General features: G+C 48.2%; 15 protein-coding genes. 4 read left to right on the forward strand and 11 right to left on the reverse strand.

Going from position 1 to position 18,210, the window contains the following annotated elements; translation table 11 throughout:
• Positions 1-43 precede the first annotated feature (43 nt).
• Positions 44-1,156 carry a citrate synthase gene (citZ, locus tag PBN151_RS25915; protein ID WP_072731473.1) on the reverse strand — a complete coding sequence of 371 codons (1,113 nt, stop codon included), beginning with the start codon at positions 1,154-1,156 and terminating at the stop codon, positions 44-46.
• A 349-nt stretch (positions 1,157-1,505) separates the two neighbouring features.
• Here citZ and ytvI point away from each other — a divergent pair, with 349 nt between their 5' ends.
• Positions 1,506-2,621, forward strand: a complete 1,116-nt coding sequence (ytvI, locus tag PBN151_RS25920; RefSeq protein ID WP_021252160.1) for a sporulation integral membrane protein YtvI — start codon at positions 1,506-1,508, stop codon at positions 2,619-2,621.
• Positions 2,622-2,699: 78 nt separating this feature from the next.
• Here ytvI and PBN151_RS25925 read toward each other — a convergent pair whose 3' ends face one another.
• The 8 genes from PBN151_RS25925 to PBN151_RS25960 all read right to left on the reverse strand — a co-directional run bounded on the left by PBN151_RS25925 (position 2,700) and on the right by PBN151_RS25960 (position 12,207).
• On the reverse strand, positions 2,700-3,092 hold the full coding sequence (locus PBN151_RS25925; protein ID WP_036590083.1) for an FxsA family protein: 393 nt from the start codon (positions 3,090-3,092) through the stop codon (positions 2,700-2,702).
• A 153-nt stretch (positions 3,093-3,245) separates the two neighbouring features.
• Positions 3,246-3,746 carry an acyl-CoA thioesterase gene (locus PBN151_RS25930; RefSeq protein WP_072731475.1) on the reverse strand — a complete coding sequence of 167 codons (501 nt, stop codon included), beginning with the start codon at positions 3,744-3,746 and terminating at the stop codon, positions 3,246-3,248.
• Positions 3,747-3,868: 122 nt separating this feature from the next.
• Positions 3,869-5,299: a pyruvate kinase gene (pyk, locus tag PBN151_RS25935; protein WP_021252163.1), complete on the reverse strand. Its 1,431-nt coding sequence runs from the start codon at positions 5,297-5,299 to the stop codon at positions 3,869-3,871.
• A 220-nt stretch (positions 5,300-5,519) separates the two neighbouring features.
• Positions 5,520-6,485 carry an acetyl-CoA carboxylase carboxyltransferase subunit alpha gene (locus PBN151_RS25940; RefSeq protein WP_021252164.1) on the reverse strand — a complete coding sequence of 322 codons (966 nt, stop codon included), beginning with the start codon at positions 6,483-6,485 and terminating at the stop codon, positions 5,520-5,522.
• The gene (gene accD / locus PBN151_RS25945) at positions 6,475-7,356 is read right to left on the reverse strand and encodes an acetyl-CoA carboxylase, carboxyltransferase subunit beta (RefSeq protein WP_021259003.1); all 882 of its coding nucleotides are present in this window, start codon (positions 7,354-7,356) and stop codon (positions 6,475-6,477) included. The genes PBN151_RS25940 and accD overlap by 11 nt, the downstream gene beginning before the upstream one ends.
• Before the next feature lie 137 nt (positions 7,357-7,493).
• The gene (locus PBN151_RS25950) at positions 7,494-7,682 is read right to left on the reverse strand and encodes a hypothetical protein (protein WP_021252166.1); all 189 of its coding nucleotides are present in this window, start codon (positions 7,680-7,682) and stop codon (positions 7,494-7,496) included.
• A 169-nt stretch (positions 7,683-7,851) separates the two neighbouring features.
• A complete protein-coding gene (locus tag PBN151_RS25955; RefSeq protein ID WP_065292118.1) occupies positions 7,852-8,376 on the reverse strand; it encodes a phosphatidylglycerophosphatase A family protein in 525 nt (174 codons plus the stop codon).
• A 120-nt stretch (positions 8,377-8,496) separates the two neighbouring features.
• Positions 8,497-12,207, reverse strand: coding sequence for a DNA polymerase III subunit alpha (locus PBN151_RS25960; RefSeq protein WP_072731476.1), 3,711 nt, complete (start codon positions 12,205-12,207; stop codon positions 8,497-8,499).
• Positions 12,208-12,330: 123 nt separating this feature from the next.
• Between PBN151_RS25960 and PBN151_RS25965 the strand changes: the two genes are divergently transcribed.
• From PBN151_RS25965 to PBN151_RS25975, 3 genes are all read left to right on the forward strand, one after another.
• Positions 12,331-12,657 (forward strand): YtrH family sporulation protein, encoded by a 327-nt coding sequence (locus tag PBN151_RS25965; protein ID WP_072731478.1) that lies wholly within the window; start codon positions 12,331-12,333, stop codon positions 12,655-12,657.
• A gap of 100 nt (positions 12,658-12,757) precedes the next feature.
• Entirely contained in the window at positions 12,758-13,252 is a 495-nt protein-coding gene (locus PBN151_RS25970) for a sporulation membrane protein YtrI (RefSeq protein WP_072731479.1), read from the forward strand.
• Positions 13,253-13,377: 125 nt separating this feature from the next.
• On the forward strand, positions 13,378-13,683 hold the full coding sequence (locus PBN151_RS25975) for a YtpI family protein (RefSeq protein ID WP_021252171.1): 306 nt from the start codon (positions 13,378-13,380) through the stop codon (positions 13,681-13,683).
• 202 nt (positions 13,684-13,885) lie between these two features.
• Here PBN151_RS25975 and PBN151_RS25980 read toward each other — a convergent pair whose 3' ends face one another.
• Both PBN151_RS25980 and PBN151_RS25985 read right to left on the reverse strand, forming a co-directional pair.
• Positions 13,886-15,220 (reverse strand): DRTGG domain-containing protein, encoded by a 1,335-nt coding sequence (locus tag PBN151_RS25980; RefSeq protein ID WP_072731480.1) that lies wholly within the window; start codon positions 15,218-15,220, stop codon positions 13,886-13,888.
• A 141-nt stretch (positions 15,221-15,361) separates the two neighbouring features.
• Entirely contained in the window at positions 15,362-18,037 is a 2,676-nt protein-coding gene (locus PBN151_RS25985; RefSeq protein WP_072731482.1) for a YhgE/Pip domain-containing protein, read from the reverse strand.
• Positions 18,038-18,210 lie beyond the last annotated feature (173 nt).

Consider the following 18,210-nt stretch of genomic DNA (forward strand, 5'->3'; position numbering starts at 1 on the left):
ATGTTTTCAAAAACTTCTACATTTATCTCAATTGAGTTGATAATTACCGTTCTTGAATCGGGATAAATAACTGACTGGATGGGCCTGTATACTCTGCACGCGGTCGAATGATACGGTTATTGTCCAACTGCTCCAAAATGTGCGCTGTCCAGCCGGATACGCGGCTGATTGCAAAGATTGGCGTGAACAAATCTCTCGGAATGCCCAGCATGGTATAGACAGATGCTGAATAGAAGTCAACGTTCGGCTTCAGTCCCTTCTGTCCAGTAACGAGAGACTCAATGCGTGTCGACATATCATACAGCTTCATATCTTGACACGCTTCTCCAAGCTCACGGGACATCTTCTGCAGATGCTTCGCCCGAGGATCCCCGTTCTTATACACACGGTGTCCGAAGCCCATAATCTTCTCCTTGTTGTCAAGCTTGGACTGAATATAATCATCAACACGATCAAGGTCAGCAATCTCCTCCAGCATCACCATAACCGCTTCATTGGCTCCCCCATGCAGCGGCCCCTTCAGCGCGCCGATTGCCGATACAACACCGGAGTACATATCCGACAAGGTGGCAACCGTAACCCGGGCAGCGAATGTAGAGGCGTTCAGTTCATGATCCGCATGAAGGACAAGCGCCTTGTCCATAGCAGATACAGCGCTATCGGAAGGCTCCTCGCCAGTTAACATATATAGGAAATTATAAGCGATGGAATGACCCGGTTTCGGAGAAATCGGCTCCTTCCCTGCACGAACGCGTGCAAAAGCCGCGACCACAGTTGGTAGCTGTGCTTGCAGCGCAATGGCTTTATGTACATTAGCGTCATGCCCCGTGTCATTCGCTTGCTCATCATACAGAGCCAATGCAGAAATCGCAGTTCGGAGAACAGCCATCGTATTCGCGTCTGACGGATACAATTTCATTTGTTCAACAACGGCTGAAGGAATTGCAGCGCTCTTCTCCAGACGAGTGCGTAACTCCGAAAGTTCCTCTTGATTTGGCAGCTTGCCGAACCACAATAAATGAACAACTTCTTCGAATGTCGTATGATCGGCCAAATCGTCGATATTATAACCGCGGTATGTTAGCACACCATCGATGATTGAGCTAATAGAAGAAGTCGTTGCAACTATGCCTTCCAAACCTTTCGTTGCTGTCATCTGCCCTCTCTCCTTTGCATATGTAACCTAATACCATCCCATCTTTCTTTTCCCTGTGTTATCTCGATGTGTTTCGAAGTATTCCGCCCCGGAAAAAAAGGCAAGTTTTTCTATTAAGATGATAATGGATAATGTCGGAAATGTGAACGGTTTCAGTTGAAAAATATGGATAGAAATGCTTTATCAGAGGTATAAACGTTTTTTAAACTCCTTGAAATCATTGAGGATAAAAAGAAAAAATCAAGGAAATTGGGTATGGCGCATAGCATATAGAAAGGGTCGTCCTCCCAGATCGGACGTGCTGGGAAACCGAGGATTTACAGTAGGATTCATGGAGGTGATTGAGATCATGGAGCAGCACATCATCAAGCGTATTCTTCGCGGAGGGTGGGTATTGACCGTTGGTATACTTATACTCTTATCCTGCTATCTATTAGTCCCCCTGCTCTATCCGTTTCTCATTGCCTGGCTGATCGCTCTAATGCTCAATCCCGTTGTTGAGTGGATGTCAGAACAGTTCCGCATGCCGCGCTGGCTAAGTGTTACGATATGCTTGACCCTGTTCATTACGTCGATGCTAACGGTTGCGGCAGCGGTAGTTACGCGTGTGGTGAGAGAGGTTTATAATCTGTCCAATTCTATGGATCATTTTCTCCGTCTATGGAGGGAATTCTTTATTCAGCTGTTCGAAAATGATAAGGTTCGCACATTTCTTGAAACGCTTGGCTCCTTATACAAAGATAATCCAAATCTTCAAGGCTCGATCAACAGTAACTTATCGAGCACTGCAGAAAAGATAACGACAGTGATCACCAACTTCATCACCTCTTTTCTGGATGCGATCGTCCGTCTCTTGTCCAGTCTTCCAAATGTGGCATCCATTTCAATCATCATTCTCTTATCCGCCTTCTTCATAAGCAAGGACTGGTCGCGTTGGATGGGCATCCCTGCACGTGCCATGCCTGCCTCCATTAATCAATCCATGCGTACGATCTGGGGCGATCTGAAGCAGGCCCTATTCGGTTACTTGCGAGCCCAGTTATTTCTGATTTCCATTACGATGTTCATCATTACAACAGGACTCATTGTTCTGCGCGTGGATTATGCAATCACCATAGGCCTTCTCGTCGGCATTATCGATTTGCTGCCGTACCTTGGTGTCGGTGCTGTCATGATTCCATGGATTGTATACTGCTTTGCCGTTGACCAAGGTTCGCTTGGCATCGGCTTACTTATCGTATATGCCATCGTCCTGCTCACGAGGCAGATTATGGAGCCGAAGGTACTGGCGTCAACAGTCGGTCTTGATCCGCTCCTCATGCTAATTGCCATGTTCGTCGGCATGCAGTTGTTCGGCTTCCTCGGACTTATTGTCGGTCCCGTCTCCCTCGTTCTGCTGTCTGCCATGAAGCGAGCAAATGTCTTTCTGGATTTACAGACGTATATTATCAGCGGCAGAAAATAAAAAACGCACTGTTCAAATGTACACAAAAACGCCCGCCACATGGTTCTTCACCATTCAGCGGGCGTGTATATTTCAAGTTTAGAAACGGCGGAAATAAATAAAATTTCCGTCCTTCATCTTTTTCTCCAACCACTTAAGCAGATAGTGCCGATAGATCGGTCTAGTCAGCGGAAATACAAGTGTGAAGCCAATAATATCCGTAAAGAATCCCGGTGTAAGCAGTAAGATTCCTCCTGCAAGAATACATAGGCCTTCTACCGCAGAACGTCCTGGAATTTGCCCTGCCTGCATCTGCTTCTGAGCTTCTGCCAACACTTGATTCCCTTCGTAGCGCGCAATTACTGCTCCGATAACCCCGGTAAGCAATATCAACAGGAACGTATTCCAGCCCCCTACCCAGTTGCTCATCAGTACGAAACCGTACACTTCCAGTGCAGGAATTAATGTCAGAGTAATGAGTACCCATACCATCGGATTCAAGAACCATTCCCTCCCTTGCATAATGACTTATGCATTGCATCTTGCATTACAATCATGCAACTCTCATAGATGACATTCTAAGTAGAATCATTCCCATCCATCTCTTGAAATGGAGAAATCAACATCCTTCATACTGAAGATGAATTAAGAGGTCGGGCGCATTCGCTCCAGCAATGACCATACATCTTCCGCTTCCCGCTCAAGACGAATAGGCCGCCAATCCGCATTCAGCCAAGCAAGAGTAGTTGTTCCTTCTACGAGCAGCTTGCCGGATGGCTTAGAGACCCAGCCTGCTTCAGGCAGGCCTGTGTCTGTACCGCCCTCTATCCTGCATACTTGTGACTCAAATGTCAACCGGAGAGGCGACAGCTGCATCAAACGAGTATATACCATCACTCGATCATCATAGTATGCGGGACGCTTGAACTTCACCTGCAAATCGACCACAGGGAGCAGCAGCCCTCTTGCTTCAAGATCCCGATAGTTCATACCGAGAGCTCGAATCCATTCCGTTCTTCCGACTTCGAACCAAGTCACATAGTTGCCGTGGAATACGACATTCATTCGATCTGTCTCTTGATAGCGAACGCGCAGCGGATTACCAAACCATACCGATTGATCTTCTTCCCTAGCGTCATGATACATCTTCTTTCCTCCTCCATTGTAGCGCATTCGAGGGTACGTTCACAAATACAGCAAGAGCAATGGTTCAACCATTGCTCTTGTCTGGTATTGCTTCTATATTCAATTGGATAGGCCTATTCTTATTAGCAACGGCCTTGTCCGATTTGGCTTACTTTAACAAGGTTTGTAGAACCTGCACAGCTTGTAGGAACACCAGCTGTGATCACAACCAAGTCGCCTTCTGCAACGATGCCTGTCTTCACGCCGCCTGCAACAGCAACGTCGAACATTTCGTCTGTAGAAGTAGCTTGATCGACTTTAACTGGAGTAACACCCCAAGTCAAGGACAAACCACGCATTACTTGCTCAGAAGGAGTCACAGCGATGATTGGAGCTTTCGGACGGTATTTAGATACCATACGCGCTGTGTAGCCTGTTTGTGTAGAGCTGATGATTGCCTTTGCATCCAGATCAAGAGCTGTGTTAGCAACTGCTTGGCTGATTGCATCAGTAACTGTAGCTTGCTGTCTCGAGCTTTGTTTTACCAAGATTTCACGGTATTCAAGCGCAGATTCAGCTTTTTCAGCGATACGGGACATTGTCAATACGGATTCAACTGGGTATTTACCAGCAGCTGTTTCACCGGACAACATGATTGCATCCGTACCGTCGAAGATTGCGTTTGCCACGTCACTTGCTTCCGCACGTGTAGGACGTGGGTTGCGTTGCATGGAATCAAGCATTTGTGTAGCTGTGATAACTGGCTTGCCAGCCAAGTTGCACTTCTCGATCATACGCTTCTGAACGAGTGGAACTTCTTCAGCTGGAATTTCAACGCCAAGGTCACCACGAGCAACCATCAAGCCGTCAGACGCTTCCAGGATTGCATCCAGGTTGTCTACGCCTTCTTGGTTTTCGATTTTGGAAATGATTTGGATATGAGTTGCATTGTGCTTCTCAAGCAATTCACGAATTTCCAAAACGTCTTGCTCTTTACGAACGAACGAAGCAGCGATGAAATCAACGCCTTGCTCGATACCAAAACGGATGTCGTTCGCGTCTTTTTCTGTAATACCTGGCAAGGAAATTTTCACACCAGGAACGTTAACGCCTTTTTTGCTCTTGATTGTGCCGCCGTTAACGATTTTACATTTGATTTCTGTACCTTGAATCTCAACAACCGTCAAACCAACGAGGCCGTCATCGATCAAGATTGTGGAACCGACTTCAACGTCACGAGGCAAGTTCTCGTAAGTTACGGAGATGCGGTCTTTATCGCCAAGGATCTCTTCTGTTGTCAATGTGATGAACTCGTCTTCAACGAGGTCAACGGAGTCAACAGCAAGCTTACCTGTACGAATTTCAGGGCCTTTCGTATCAAGGAGAATTGCAACCGTTTTGTTCAATTCTTGGGATGCTTGACGAATGTTTTTGATTCGGTTGCCATGCTCTTCAAAATCACCATGTGAAAAATTGAGACGAGCAACGTTCATGCCAGCCATGATCAATTTTTTAGTGTTCTCTAAAGATTCGCTGGAAGGACCGATAGTACAGACGATTTTTGTTTTACGCATATGGGCTTCCTCCAATTATGTGTGTCTCTCTGTATCTCTATATTGTATTGCTAAAAACAAGGCTCTCAACTATCTAATTTACTATACTCAATAAAATTTGTATATGAAGATAATCATATTTATAAGTTTTACCAGTGAACGATATTTTAAGTCAATTGACTTATGAAAACCGTGTCATCCCTGTCAGGACGCGGGATTCAGGACACAGACGCCACTGAACTTATCCGTGCTGCAGAATGCCGAACTCGCCAATATTGCGAAATTTGTCATATCTATCTTCGCGAAGCTGCTCTGGGGACATCCCCATCAGCTCGGTCAGATGACGCCAGAGCGCATCTTTCATGTTGGCAGAGGCCGCTTCAACATCCTTATGCGCACCGCCTTGAGGCTCTGGAATGATCTCCTCGATCACATTGAGTTCCTTCAGGTCAGAAGCTGTGATCTTCATCGCTTCTGCTGCTTGGTCAGCTTTGGACGCATCCTTCCAGAGGATAGATGCAGCACCGTTCGGGGAAATGCATGAATAGATTGCATTCTCCAACATAAGAACTCGGTTGCCTACGCCGAGCGCGAGCGCGCCGCCGCTTCCACCTTCACCGATAACGACGCAAATAATTGGCACACCGAACATGGCCATATCCCGCAAATTGCGTGCAATAGCTTCTGATTGTCCTCGTTCCTCAGCTGTATTGCCTGGATATGCACCCTTCGTATCGATGAAAGTAATGATCGGACGACCGAACTTGTCCGCTTGATGCATGAGCCTAAGTGCCTTACGGAAGCCTTCTGGATGCGGGCTGCCGAAGAATCTTGCAATGTTGTCCTTAGTATCCTTGCCCCGCTGATGTCCGATTACCGTTACCGGCACCCCGTTCAGTCGCGCCAATCCGCCCACAATAGCAAGATCGTTGCCGAACAGTCGGTCACCATGAAGCTCAATGAAATCAGTAAATATATGCTGGACAAAATCCAGTGTGGTTGGTCGCTGTTGGTGTCTCGCCAAGTGCATTTTCTGCGATGGGGAGATGCTAGCATAGATCTCTGCCGCTAACTTGGCGTAACGCTCCTCCAACCGGGCGATTTCTTCAGTAAAGTCAATTTGCTTCTCGTCGCCGAACCGTTTTAATTCAGCAATCTTCTGCTTCAACTCCACCAAAGGTTGCTCGAACGGAAGTTCATTCGCCATGAGCTACATCCCCTTTCACCGTATGCAGATCGATAAGTTTCGCCAACGTGGACTTCATGTCCTTGCGCTGCACGACCAGATCGATTTGTCCATGCTTCTGATTGAATTCAGCCGTTTGGAATTCTTCCGGAAGCTTCTGACGAATCGTCTGCTCGATTACGAGACGGCCAGCAAAGCCTACTCTTGCCCCAGGCTCAGCTATAATGATGTCGCCAAGCATAGCGAAGCTTGCAGACACTCCACCCATAGTCGGATCCGTGAATACCGAAATATAGAACCCGCCTGCTTCATGGAATTTCCCAAGCGCTGCACTTGTCTTGGCCATCTGCATCAGACTCAAGATGCTCTCCTGCATTCTTGCGCCGCCAGATGTAGAGAAGATGACTAACGGATATTGTTTCTGCATAGCAGTTTCAATAGCTCGTGTAATTTTTTCTCCTGTTGCCGAACCCATGCTGCCAGTAAAGAAATCGAAGCTCATCACAGCTACGACAACCGGAAATCCTCCAATTGTCCCCTCGCCCGTAATAACAGCTTCATCCATGCCGGATTTCGCTCTTTGCTGTTCCAGCTTGTCCTTATATTCTGGAAAAGCAAGCGGATCTGCGGATACGATATCCGCATCATATTCAAAAAATCGGCCTTCATCCAAAGTCATCTCAATGCGCTCCCTTGCATTCAAGCGCATATGATGCCCGCATTGCGTACATACCTTCAGGTTTTTCTCCAGCTCTTTATGATATTGAATCGAGCCACATTTTGGACATTTATTCATCAAACCTTCGGGTATTTCGCGTTTGGGACGGTCATCGTGTACAGATCCGGACGGCACCGTTGCGTACTTTTTCTTTTGAAATAAGTCTTTAAACACCCGATACACCTCTTTAGGCGTGATTTCTCCAGTTGAAATACAGGACATCATCCTATTGCTTCAAACTAGAGATTGTCCTAACCATAGACAACAAAAATCGGCTGTTTGAACGATAACATCGTCATTCATCAGCCGCATCATGCATGCAAGATCGAATTAAGCACTTCCTGAACCTCTTCAACTTCTCCGGAAGGCACTAGAATTTCAAACTGTTGTTTAGACAGATGGATTGGACGGATCTGAATAAGGAATCCTTCCTCGGTCAGCTTGCGCTGAATCTTATCTGCTAAATTGGCAGTCGGTGCGATGTAGATAACTGTCCACACGCGCGATTGACCCCCCTAACGTTCCAGAAACGGCTCATATAATGCCATTATGATATCATAATTGTCAATTTCATCGCAACAAATTCCAACAGACTTGCTGCAATGCGCTGCCCAATAAGCAATGATGAACCAGCGCCAAGCCTTATCCTATCTCGGCTATTCGTATTCTTTAAGAATTTGCATTCATATCGTCAAGCTTGCAGGCTCCACCCTCGCCATACTGCTGAGCACGCTTGTCGTGATGGGCAATTCTTGCTGACGCCGCAGCAGCTAATCCAGCTACAATATCATCTAGAAAAACATGAATTCGCGTACGATCCGAATTGAGCTGATTAATGATGCCAAGTTTGGCCTTATCCAAGTATCCGAAGCTGGTGAGGCCGATCATTCCATATACGCTCGTAATGCCAAGTGCAAGTGTCTCATCAACACCATACAAGGATTCATCCGTCTCCATAATCGCTTGAAGCGGCTCCGGCAGCAGCTTCTGCTCGGCAAGCAAATCCAATGCAATGCCTGTAATGAGCGTGTATTGAACTTCGCGCTTGCGAGTTACGGCTCGTACGCTGTCCAGACAATCCTCCAGCGTCAACGCTGCATTGTATGGCTGCTGAAGATGGAGCACAATCTCCGCGATGGATTCAAGTGATACGCCGCGCTTAACAAGCCATTGTTCCGCCATATTGAATGTCATGGCGTCCCCTCCCTTCGCCCCTTCAACTTCACCTACCCGTGAATAGGGCGTATGACCACTCTATGCGAGATGATAAGGAATTGTGCTACTTACGGGAGGAGATTCGATCCCTGACATTTGTTATTTGACGCGTACGGTTCCTGCACCGAACATTGATTCGATCCGCTTGAACAGATCCGGCGACGGCTTCAGCGAATATGCCTCGCTAAGCGCCCGCAATTGCTGTTCTCGCTCATAGAACAATACAGTCGGCAGCGGCCCTGGCTGCGACTTCAAGAGTTCCTTCAGCTGTTGCAGCAGATCTGGCCGCTCATGATCGGCTGTAATCTTAATATATACTCGCTGTCGCTGTGGTTGGCGCCCACTCGTTCTGGAAGCAGGAGCTTCGGTTCCCCCACCCTGTGCTGTGTTCCGCAGACGAGCTGCGGATGAACTCCTATCCGTCCTATCCGCAGACATGCTGCCCGCATCTCGGTTCATGTCGGCAGCCGCTTCAGCACCACGTTGTAGGTTGACCGCCGCCTCTCGTTGATTCGGGCTTCGTCCAGACGGTTGTTCGCCGACCATGCGCGACTGAGAAGCTTGTCCACCACGCGTCTCAGAGGAGCGTCTGCGATGGGCAGCACGCTTCGTCAATGCAGCAATCGCATGGGGCTCAAGAGGTACAACCTCGTCAGCAAGCAGCTTATAGCCTTCATCCTGACGCTGCACCTTCGCCCGCAGCGCAATCAATGCTCCCTTCCCAATCAACGGCTCTGATCGGCGCCACACTTCGGGGAACAGCACCACTTCAGCCCGCTCGATCCGATCCTCAATTTCAATGAATGCCATCGGCTTGCCCTTCTTCGTCATTATCGTTCGAAGCGACACAACCATCCCGGCAACGGTACATTCACTCTCGTCCGGCACCTCATGCAAATCAACAAGCCGATCCGTCTCGGAGGACTCCAGCAGCTGTGCATGGTCATCCAGCGGATGACCGGATAAGTATAATCCAAGCAGCTCGCGCTCCAGCTCCAGCTGCTCTGCCATGGCGAACGGCGGTATATTCGGATAATCAATCGTCCAATTGTTTACTTCGACGAAGCCAAACAATTGAATTTGAAGATCCTCTCTTTCCTTACGCCATTTCGCAGCCGCATCCAAGGCCTCATCCAGCATGGCCAATAGCTGTGCCCGATGCCCTGGAAGTGAATCGAATGCCCCCGCTTGAATAAGCGATTCAATGACTCTGCGATTGCACACCCGAAGATCAACTCGCTGACAGAAATCGAGCAAATCTGCAAATGGCTTTTCCTTCCGCTGTTTCAATATGCTTTCTATCGCAAGCGTACCCACATTCTTAATCGCGCCAAGGCCGAAGCGAATTGCGCCATCAACGGGCGTAAAGCGAACATAGCTTTCATTAACATCCGGAGGCGATACCGTTATGCCTATTCTTCGACAATCCTCAATGTACTCTGCAATCTTCCGATGGCTTCCCATATTCGCTGTCAGCATGGACGCCATAAATTCTGTCGGATAGTGAGCCTTCAAATAGGCAGTTTGGAAGGCTAGCACGCCGTATGCAGCTGCGTGAGCCCGTGGGAATCCATAATCAGCGAAGCGAACGATCATATCGTACACCCGATTTGCTTCCACTTCCGTATACCCTTGATTCAGACTGCCTTCTACGAAATGACGCCGCTCTTGATCAAGCACTTCCCGCTTCTTCTTCGAGACCGCGCGCCGCAGTAAATCCGCTTCTCCAAGAGAGAAGCCTGCCATTCTGGAGGCGATATGCATAATCTGCTCTTGATAGACAATAATCCCGTACGTATCCTGCAGGATCGGCTTCAGATCGGGATGGGGATATTCGACAGCTTTCAACCCATGCTTGCTATGAATATAGTTCGGGATGAACTCCATTGGACCCGGACGATACAGCGCAAGCACGGATACGATATCTTCAAATACAGATGGCTTCAGTTCTCGCAGAACACGCCGTACGCCAGCTGATTCAAGCTGAAACAACCCTGTCGTATCCCCTCGGCACAACAGTTCATAGGTCGCCTCATCCGCATCATCAATCATGCCTAGATCAAGCGGTTCATCGCCGCGAAGATTGACCCATTCTAAGGTTCGTTCAATAATCGACAATGTTCGCAAGCCGAGGAAATCCATCTTCAGCAAGCCGATCGATTCTAAATTTTCCATCGAGTATTGGGTGAGAGCAATATTCTCGGTTCCTGCCTGCAGGGGGACATAATGCGTTAACGGCTCCTCACTGATGACAACACCTGCTGCATGGGTTGATGCGTGGCGCGGCATGCCTTCTACCTTAGACGCCATATCAATAAGCTCGCGTATGCGCGAATCACGTTCTCTCCAACTGCTTAGCTCGCTGCTTGCCCGCAATGCCTTCTCAAGCGTGACTCCAAGTTGATTCGGAATCAGCTTCGCTACCCGATCCGTATCGTTATAAGGCACATTCAATGCCCTGCCGACATCCCGCACCGCTGCCCGCGCAGCCATCGTACCGAACGTAATAATCTGCGCCACGCGGTCATGGCCGTACTTATTCGCAACATAAGCAATAACCTCATCACGCCGCTCATCATTGAAGTCAATATCGATATCAGGCATCGTCACCCGTTCCGGATTCAAAAATCGCTCGAACAGTAAATGATACTTGAGCGGATCGACATTCGTAATCCTCAAGCAGTACGCCACAAGACTACCCGCTGACGAGCCCCGTCCGGGACCTGTCATAATGCCTTGTTCATGGGAGAAGCGAATGAAATCCCACACGATAAGGAAGTAATCAGAGAATCCCATATTCTCAATCGTATTCAGCTCATAGACAAGCCTCTCTCTCGCCTCTCGCTGGAAGGCTTCATCCTGCCATTCCGGCAGTGCTTGATAGCGGCTCGTCAGCCCCTCTTCGCACAATTGTCGCACATACTGTCCTGCATTCATGCCTTCAGGGAGCGGATGATAGGCAGGAAGGACATGCCCTCCGAAGTCCAGCGTCACATTGCACTGCTCCGCAATACGAGCCGTATTCGCAACCGCTTCCGGGACATGACGGAACATTGCCGTCATCTCTTCCTGCGACTTAAAGTACATCTGGTCGGTATGCATGCGCATCCGCCCCTCATCCTCAACCGACTTCCCCGTACCTATGCAAATAAGGACATCCTGCATCGCTGCATCTTCCTGCTGCAAATAGTGCACATCATTCGTTGCAACGAGCGGAACGCCCGTCTGCTCACTTAAAGCTATAAGGCCAATGTTAACCTTCTTCTGTTCCGGAAGGCCATGGTCCTGCAGCTCAATATAAAATCCATCACGGAAAATATCCTTATATCGTTCAACCGCGCTGCGCGCTGCCTCTTCATTGCCGTGAAGCACATGCTGCGACACCTCGCCGCCAAGGCAGGCGCTTAGCGCGATTATCCCATCTGCGTATTTGCGGAGCGTATCCATATCGACACGAGGCTTATAATGAAATCCCTCCAAGTGCCCTACGGAGCAAATCTTCATCAAATTGCGGTATCCCTGCTCATTCTTCGCCAGCAATATGAAATGATAAATAGGCTGTTCCTTGCGCGATACCCTCTCCTGGAGCGCTCCTGTCGTTACATACGCTTCCACGCCAATAATGGGTTTAATGCCATGCGACATACATGCTTTATAGAAAGGAATGATTCCGTACATCACCCCATGATCCGTGAGGGCTAGCGCCTTCATTCCGCATGCGGCTGCTCGTGCAGCAAGCGCTTCAATACGCGCTGCTCCGTCGAGCAAGCTGTATTCACTATGCACGTGCAAATGCACGAACTGATCCATACCATTCACTCCTTCAACCTGCCATGTTATACGAACATATTTTCGTCTCTTATTGTATCATAATTCCGCCAGCAAGTCCTATACATGTACAAAGGGCAATTCTATGTGAAAAGGGGCGTTACGATGGGTTCATTTCTCTCGAAAGCACTTCTCGATTTCTTCATCGCCTTCGGCATCGTGCTCGGAGGTGCCATACTGGCGGGCATAGGGTCCGTCATCGCTCTTCAACCCCCTTCTGATACGATGCGCCATATTGCGGAGCATCTTAAAATATGGGCAGTCGTAGCTGCCGTAGGTGGAACGATCGACCCGATCCGAGTCATCGAGAGCAACTTCTGGATGGGCAACTTGAATCCAGTCTTTAAGCAGCTCATCTTCATTTTCGTATCATTCTTGGGAGCTCACCTCAGCACAGAGCTCGTTCACTGGATTTGCCGGGAACGCGTATAACGCAATACGCCACCGATTTCATTCTGCATCAACCACTTCTTACGCCGGAATCGCGCATAACATCGCGTAAAGGAGTCAAGGGAAGGAAGGAGCTTGCACGATGCGCCAGCGTAAAACCCCATTATGGCTCAGCAATCTCGCACTCATCATTGTCGGCAGCGTCATCGGTGCGGGAATCTACCATGCGGTCTATTTGCGTCAATTTAATGAGGTCATGATGATCAATATTGATCTGCGCGACCGTCTTGCCCATTACAAGGCTGAAACGGAAGACTTGCTTCGCTACAAAAATCGGAAAACCATTATTAAAAGCATCGACCTTCACATCTACAAACAGCAGAACGACACAAGCATCCCGCAAGCAGATGAAATGGAACTGCGACGGCGCTTGCTCAAGGACTTGGCCGTATTGAAGGGACGCAACGTGTTCAAAATTGATGAGTACAGCAAGCTTGTGGAAGGGCTTTTGTCCCGTAAAATATATCCCGACGTGAATGACAAGGACTACACGGTTCAGCTCCGAACAATGCTCGTCACCGAAGGAGTGCTTCATGTGTGGATTGATGTACATCCTTATGTGCCAACATCCCCTTAAGAGAATCATCACTCGCTTAGGCATCCCACTAAATCTTGTAGGACAGCCCCCTGGAATATGGTAATATAAAGGAGTTTAGATTGTATTCGTTTCCATATTGTCAAAGAAGGAGAGTTGCTTAATCGATGGAAACTATCCAATGGGTGCTCATTATCCTGATTTGTGTGACTTCAGGAATGTCTGTGTATTACAGCTTTCGTTCAAGACGTGAGCAGGCCACAGCGCTTCGTGGCTTGTATGCGGCTAGAATGAATATGTGTATGGGAATTATGCTGCTGCTCATCGCAACGATCCAAATTTTCATGTTCACAGCATCGACAGTTAGAGTCATTGTAGGAGCTGTACTGCTCGTAATCGGATTATTCAATTTGTTCGCTGGGCTGCGCAATCACAGCCATTATCAAGCCATCTATTCCGCAGGTAAAAAATAATCGCCTCATCAACAAAATGGGATTGCCTCTCATATGCCGCGTTACAGCAGCAGAGGCAATCCCATTTATTTGCTCGTCGTGAAGTATCCCTATCCATATACCTAAGTCCCAGTTGCTCTTTGCGTATTCATTTGGATTAGACAACTAGACATACATTCTCTCTCCGAAACATTAAGTCCCTACTGCGGTGCATAGCTGTGCGCTAGTCGTGATCGATCGACTGTGCGGTCATCATTGCTTTGGCGACGAGATGCTCTCCGTGGCGGATGGACAATTCCAGCTTGCAAAACTTGCGGCTCATCTCGATAAATTCCGGATGCAGCGTAACGATATCCTCGATTTGAAGCGGGCGGACGTAATAAGTTGTCATATTCTCCATAACGTGATCATAGCTGCGAACATCCTTCACCGCCCGCAAAGCGGCCTGCGTCATAATGGTGGATAAGATGCCCTCCGATACAGAACCGAATCCATTCACCATCTGTGGTGTGATGACACCACGGAAAAAGAGCTGCCCCTTATCGTCCCGCTCTTCTTCGAACCCATTCCATATCAGGTCATCGAACGTCTCCCCGAGATGCGGCTCCTTACGGGCATCACGCATCGCCTGCAGCACCTGCCGCCTGGTCACTACAGCAATGAGCTTGCGGTTGCGATCGACGATCGGGAGCAGTTCAACGCCCTCCCACACCATCGTATGCGCTGCCGAAGCGAGCGTCGTCTGCAGCGTAGCCGTGATCGGACTCCGCGTATAGAGCTTTTCAATGCTCGTGTCTGGTTCAGCCCCCAGCACATCCTTGTATGTAATCATACCAATAACCCGGTACCACTCGTCTACGACGGGGAATCGAGTATGACTTGTCTCATCACGCAGTCGTTGGAAGTCGCCAACTGTGCTGGATGGACGCAGCACAATCATTTTGTCTTTCGCTGTAACGATGTCTTCAACGATCATAATCTTCTTCTTAATTAACCGGTCGAACAGCGCGCGGTTGATCATAGAGCCGACTGTAAATGTATCGTACTTCGAAGAGATAATTGGCAAGTCCAGCGCATCGGCCAGCAGCTTCACCTCTCGGCTTGTTCCGAATCCACCCGTTATAAGTACACCTGCTCCATGCTGAAGCGCAAGACGATGAGCATCCTCGCGGTTCCCGACAATGAGCAAGCTCCCTGCATCAATATACCGAGCCATGGCATCCAGCTTCATCGCGCCGATGACGTATTTGTTCAGCGTCTTCATCAGACCGCGGCTTCCGCCAAGAACATGACCGCCTAAAATATCGACAACTTCACCGAATGTCAGCTGTTCGGACATATTGCGCGGCTTCTTCTCTACCCGAACCGTGCCAATACGTTCCTTCGTGACGACGATCCCGATGCTCTCTGCTTCCTTCACGGCACGATAGGCGGTTCCCTCACTAACGCCCATTTCCTTCGCCAACTTACGAACCGATATTTTCGTCCCCGGCTTCAAACTTTCAATATGCTGCAGCAATTGTTCGTGCTTCGTTAGCGTCGCATCATGGCCATCCATCTGTTACACCCCTATATCCCGAACTGTTGTATTCTGTGCTTAGTTTACCATATATTTATAGGTAACTGCAAAATAAACAAGCTGGCATCTGACGATTCAGATACCAGCTTGTTAGCTAAGCATACGAGGGAATACACAGCCTTATCCCGCAATCACTGCGGATGAATCTGCCTTCTCCTTGTTCACCAGCTTGCGATAGAACATTTGGAACGACAAGCTGCTTGCTGCCAGTGCGAGTCCAATGTACACCGACAGGAATCCGAGATTCATCCATACATAGCTCATATCACCTAGTGAGATAACACCACGGAAAGCCCGTATTGTGTACGTCATCGGAAGCCATGGATGAAGCATTTGGAAAAATGGCGGTGTCAGCTCAATTGGGAACGTTCCTGCCGTTGAAGACAACTGCAGCACGAGCAAAATAATAATGATAAACCGGCCTACATTGCCAAACGTCGTAATGAAAAATTGGATCAAGGCAAAGAAGGTTAAGCTCGTTGTCAAGCATACAAGGAAGAACATCGGTATATTGGTTACAGGCAGGGTAATGACCGTAAGTACAACTGTACCGCAGATGATCACTTGCAGAATGCTCTCGACTGTCATAAAGCCAAATTTACTTACCATCCAAGCCATACCAGATGGGGGCCTCCCGCTTGTTTGTTTCAACGGATAGACCATGGAGAACATAAGTGCACCCACGAAGAATCCAAGCGATAAGAAATACGGGGCCATACCAACGCCATACGTTGTGACGTCATGATTATCCAGCTTGTCACTGCCTACCGGAGATGAGATCATCTCATACGTTTTGTCGGTCGGGTGCTGCATCGCCTTCTCTGCACCCTCTCTCAGCTTGTCGCGCAGCTCTGCGCCTCCATCTTGCAGTCGCTTCTGACCATCTAAAAGCATCGCAAATCCGTCGTTAATCGAGGCCTTGGCCTTCTCTACCTGATTCAGCATATTACTCATCTTCTGGAACATAACCTTCTGCACATGACTGGCTGCTTCATTCAGCTTCATATCCGCCAAATTATGCAGCATATCACGCGCCATAGGCTCCATCGCATTTACTTTGTCGTCCGCTGCCTTATGCAGCTTCTTCGTAATCTCTGGCGCCAATCGGTTCAACTCATCATTTACTTTATGATGAATGCCGTTAACGACTTTCGGCTCGTATTCCTTCCATTTCTCATCAACAAGCGTATGCAGCGTATCGACTAGCTGCTTCGACTTCTGCTGATACATATTTTCTGCAAGCTCATGCGCCTTGTCTCGCAGTTGAGGAGCCAATTCATTCGCCTTCGCAATCACCATGCGGTTCGCCATGGAGCGTATCTGTGGGAAGACTTCATCGAACTTCTGATCCGCTGCCTCGTGCAGCTTCTTCACAAGCGAACTTCCCACCTTGCTCAGCTCTCTATCCGCAAGCTCCGTTAGATCCTGCTTCACCTTATTCTTGAGCGCCAACAGATTATCGCCGTTCAGCTGATCCCTGGCCTTCGCACGAGCATCCCCCAGTTTCTTCTTCAACTCATCCCACTGCGGTTTCATAGCAGGCGGAATCTGTTCTTCAAAGGGCTTAAGCTTCTCCTCAAGTATTTTCAAATCCTCGTGGATCTTGTTCATCTCATCCTTGCCACGCTGAATTGCACCGTCAAAGATCGCATCCACCTTCTCATCAATGTAGCGATGAATGGACGAACGAATCGTGCTGTCGAGCTTGCTGTACTCATTATCGATGATGGTATGCATCTTGGCACGAGCTGCAGGCTCCATCTTCGTTATCGAATCATCAAGCTCCTTGCTGATCTTCACCAATACATTGTTCAAGTTCGCTTCATAAGCATGATCAATTTCTTTATGCATATTCTCCCGAATTTGCTCACCATACTTGTTAGCTTGCAGATCAATTTGTTCATGTACTTTTTCCTTAGCCGGCATAGATTTGGTGCGAACAAGCTCGTCAATTTTGATATGCAGCGAATCGTGCACGATATCATAATACTTATCAGATTGCGTATCAATTTCACGATGAATCTTATCCATCATCTTCGGTTTATTGCTGCGGATCGCTTCATCGATTTCCTTATGAATCATCTGATCAAGCTTCTCTTTGTTCTCCTCCAAGGCACGTTCCACCATCGTTCCAGCCTGAGAGGTCTTCGAATCGACCGCCGCATTCAATTCATCGCGGAACCTCTCAATCCCCTCACCTAGCTGGCCTAAGCCTTGCTCAATTTGGCTCGCACCTTCACTAGCAGCATTCAATCCATCCGCTACTTTGTCAATCGCATTGAACATTTGCTCAACATATGTTTCCGTTACCTTTCGCGACAATTCTGCCTTGATGTTCTGCACTACTTTATCTGAGATCTGTCCCGAAATAAAGTTATAACTGCTGTTCTCTGTGTATATCAGGTTCATCGGCTGCGGGTGCGGATCAAGGATCGTCGTTGCATTATGCGACATTTGTTCAGGGATGCGGATCATCAAGTAGAACTTGTTCTCGCTTAATCCCCGTTCCGCTTCCTGCCTGCTTACAAAATGAAACTCTACCTTCTCATTATCGCGCAGCTTCTCGATCAGCTCTCTGCCGATGGCAATCTCTTTCCCTTCGTACATCACCGGTCGATCCTCGTTGACGACAGCGACAGGCATATGCTTGACATTGCTATAAGGATCCCAATTCGCAACCAGATATACGCCGCAATACAGCAGCGGGATAATGAGCAGGCCCAAAACGGGTACAAGCACATCTTTGGTACGGATATTCGCCACGAATTCCGACCAGAAAAAACGAATACTATTCACGCTTTCACCTCCTTATTGACCGAATGACCATTTTGTTAATATGGTTCTCATTTGACAGATGTGAGTATTATATCTTAGCCTTTTTCAAATTTCAATTTTTAATTTTTTTCCCAATGAAACCCATTTAACATGACAAATACCCCAAATGCCAACTCAAAAAACAATGCTGTTTC

Origin of the sequence: Paenibacillus sp. NAIST15-1 (genome assembly GCF_001894745.1) — a bacterium.
GTDB classification, from domain to species: Bacteria; Bacillota; Bacilli; order Paenibacillales; family Paenibacillaceae; genus Paenibacillus_B; species Paenibacillus_B suaedae.

Coding starts and splice junctions, on each gene's coding strand:
- citZ (WP_072731473.1), bottom strand. CDS start 1,156: ATGACAGCAACGAAAGGTTTGGAAGGCATAGTTGCAACGACTTCTTCT.
- ytvI (WP_021252160.1), top strand. CDS start 1,506: ATGGAGCAGCACATCATCAAGCGTATTCTTCGCGGAGGGTGGGTATTG.
- PBN151_RS25925 (WP_036590083.1), bottom strand. CDS start 3,092: ATGGTATGGGTACTCATTACTCTGACATTAATTCCTGCACTGGAAGTG.
- PBN151_RS25930 (WP_072731475.1), bottom strand. CDS start 3,746: ATGTATCATGACGCTAGGGAAGAAGATCAATCGGTATGGTTTGGTAAT.
- pyk (WP_021252163.1), bottom strand. CDS start 5,299: ATGCGTAAAACAAAAATCGTCTGTACTATCGGTCCTTCCAGCGAATCT.
- PBN151_RS25940 (WP_021252164.1), bottom strand. CDS start 6,485: ATGGCGAATGAACTTCCGTTCGAGCAACCTTTGGTGGAGTTGAAGCAG.
- PBN151_RS25955 (WP_065292118.1), bottom strand. CDS start 8,376: ATGACATTCAATATGGCGGAACAATGGCTTGTTAAGCGCGGCGTATCA.
- PBN151_RS25960 (WP_072731476.1), bottom strand. CDS start 12,207: ATGGATCAGTTCGTGCATTTGCACGTGCATAGTGAATACAGCTTGCTC.
- PBN151_RS25965 (WP_072731478.1), top strand. CDS start 12,331: ATGGGTTCATTTCTCTCGAAAGCACTTCTCGATTTCTTCATCGCCTTC.
- PBN151_RS25970 (WP_072731479.1), top strand. CDS start 12,758: ATGCGCCAGCGTAAAACCCCATTATGGCTCAGCAATCTCGCACTCATC.
- PBN151_RS25975 (WP_021252171.1), top strand. CDS start 13,378: ATGGAAACTATCCAATGGGTGCTCATTATCCTGATTTGTGTGACTTCA.
- PBN151_RS25980 (WP_072731480.1), bottom strand. CDS start 15,220: ATGGATGGCCATGATGCGACGCTAACGAAGCACGAACAATTGCTGCAG.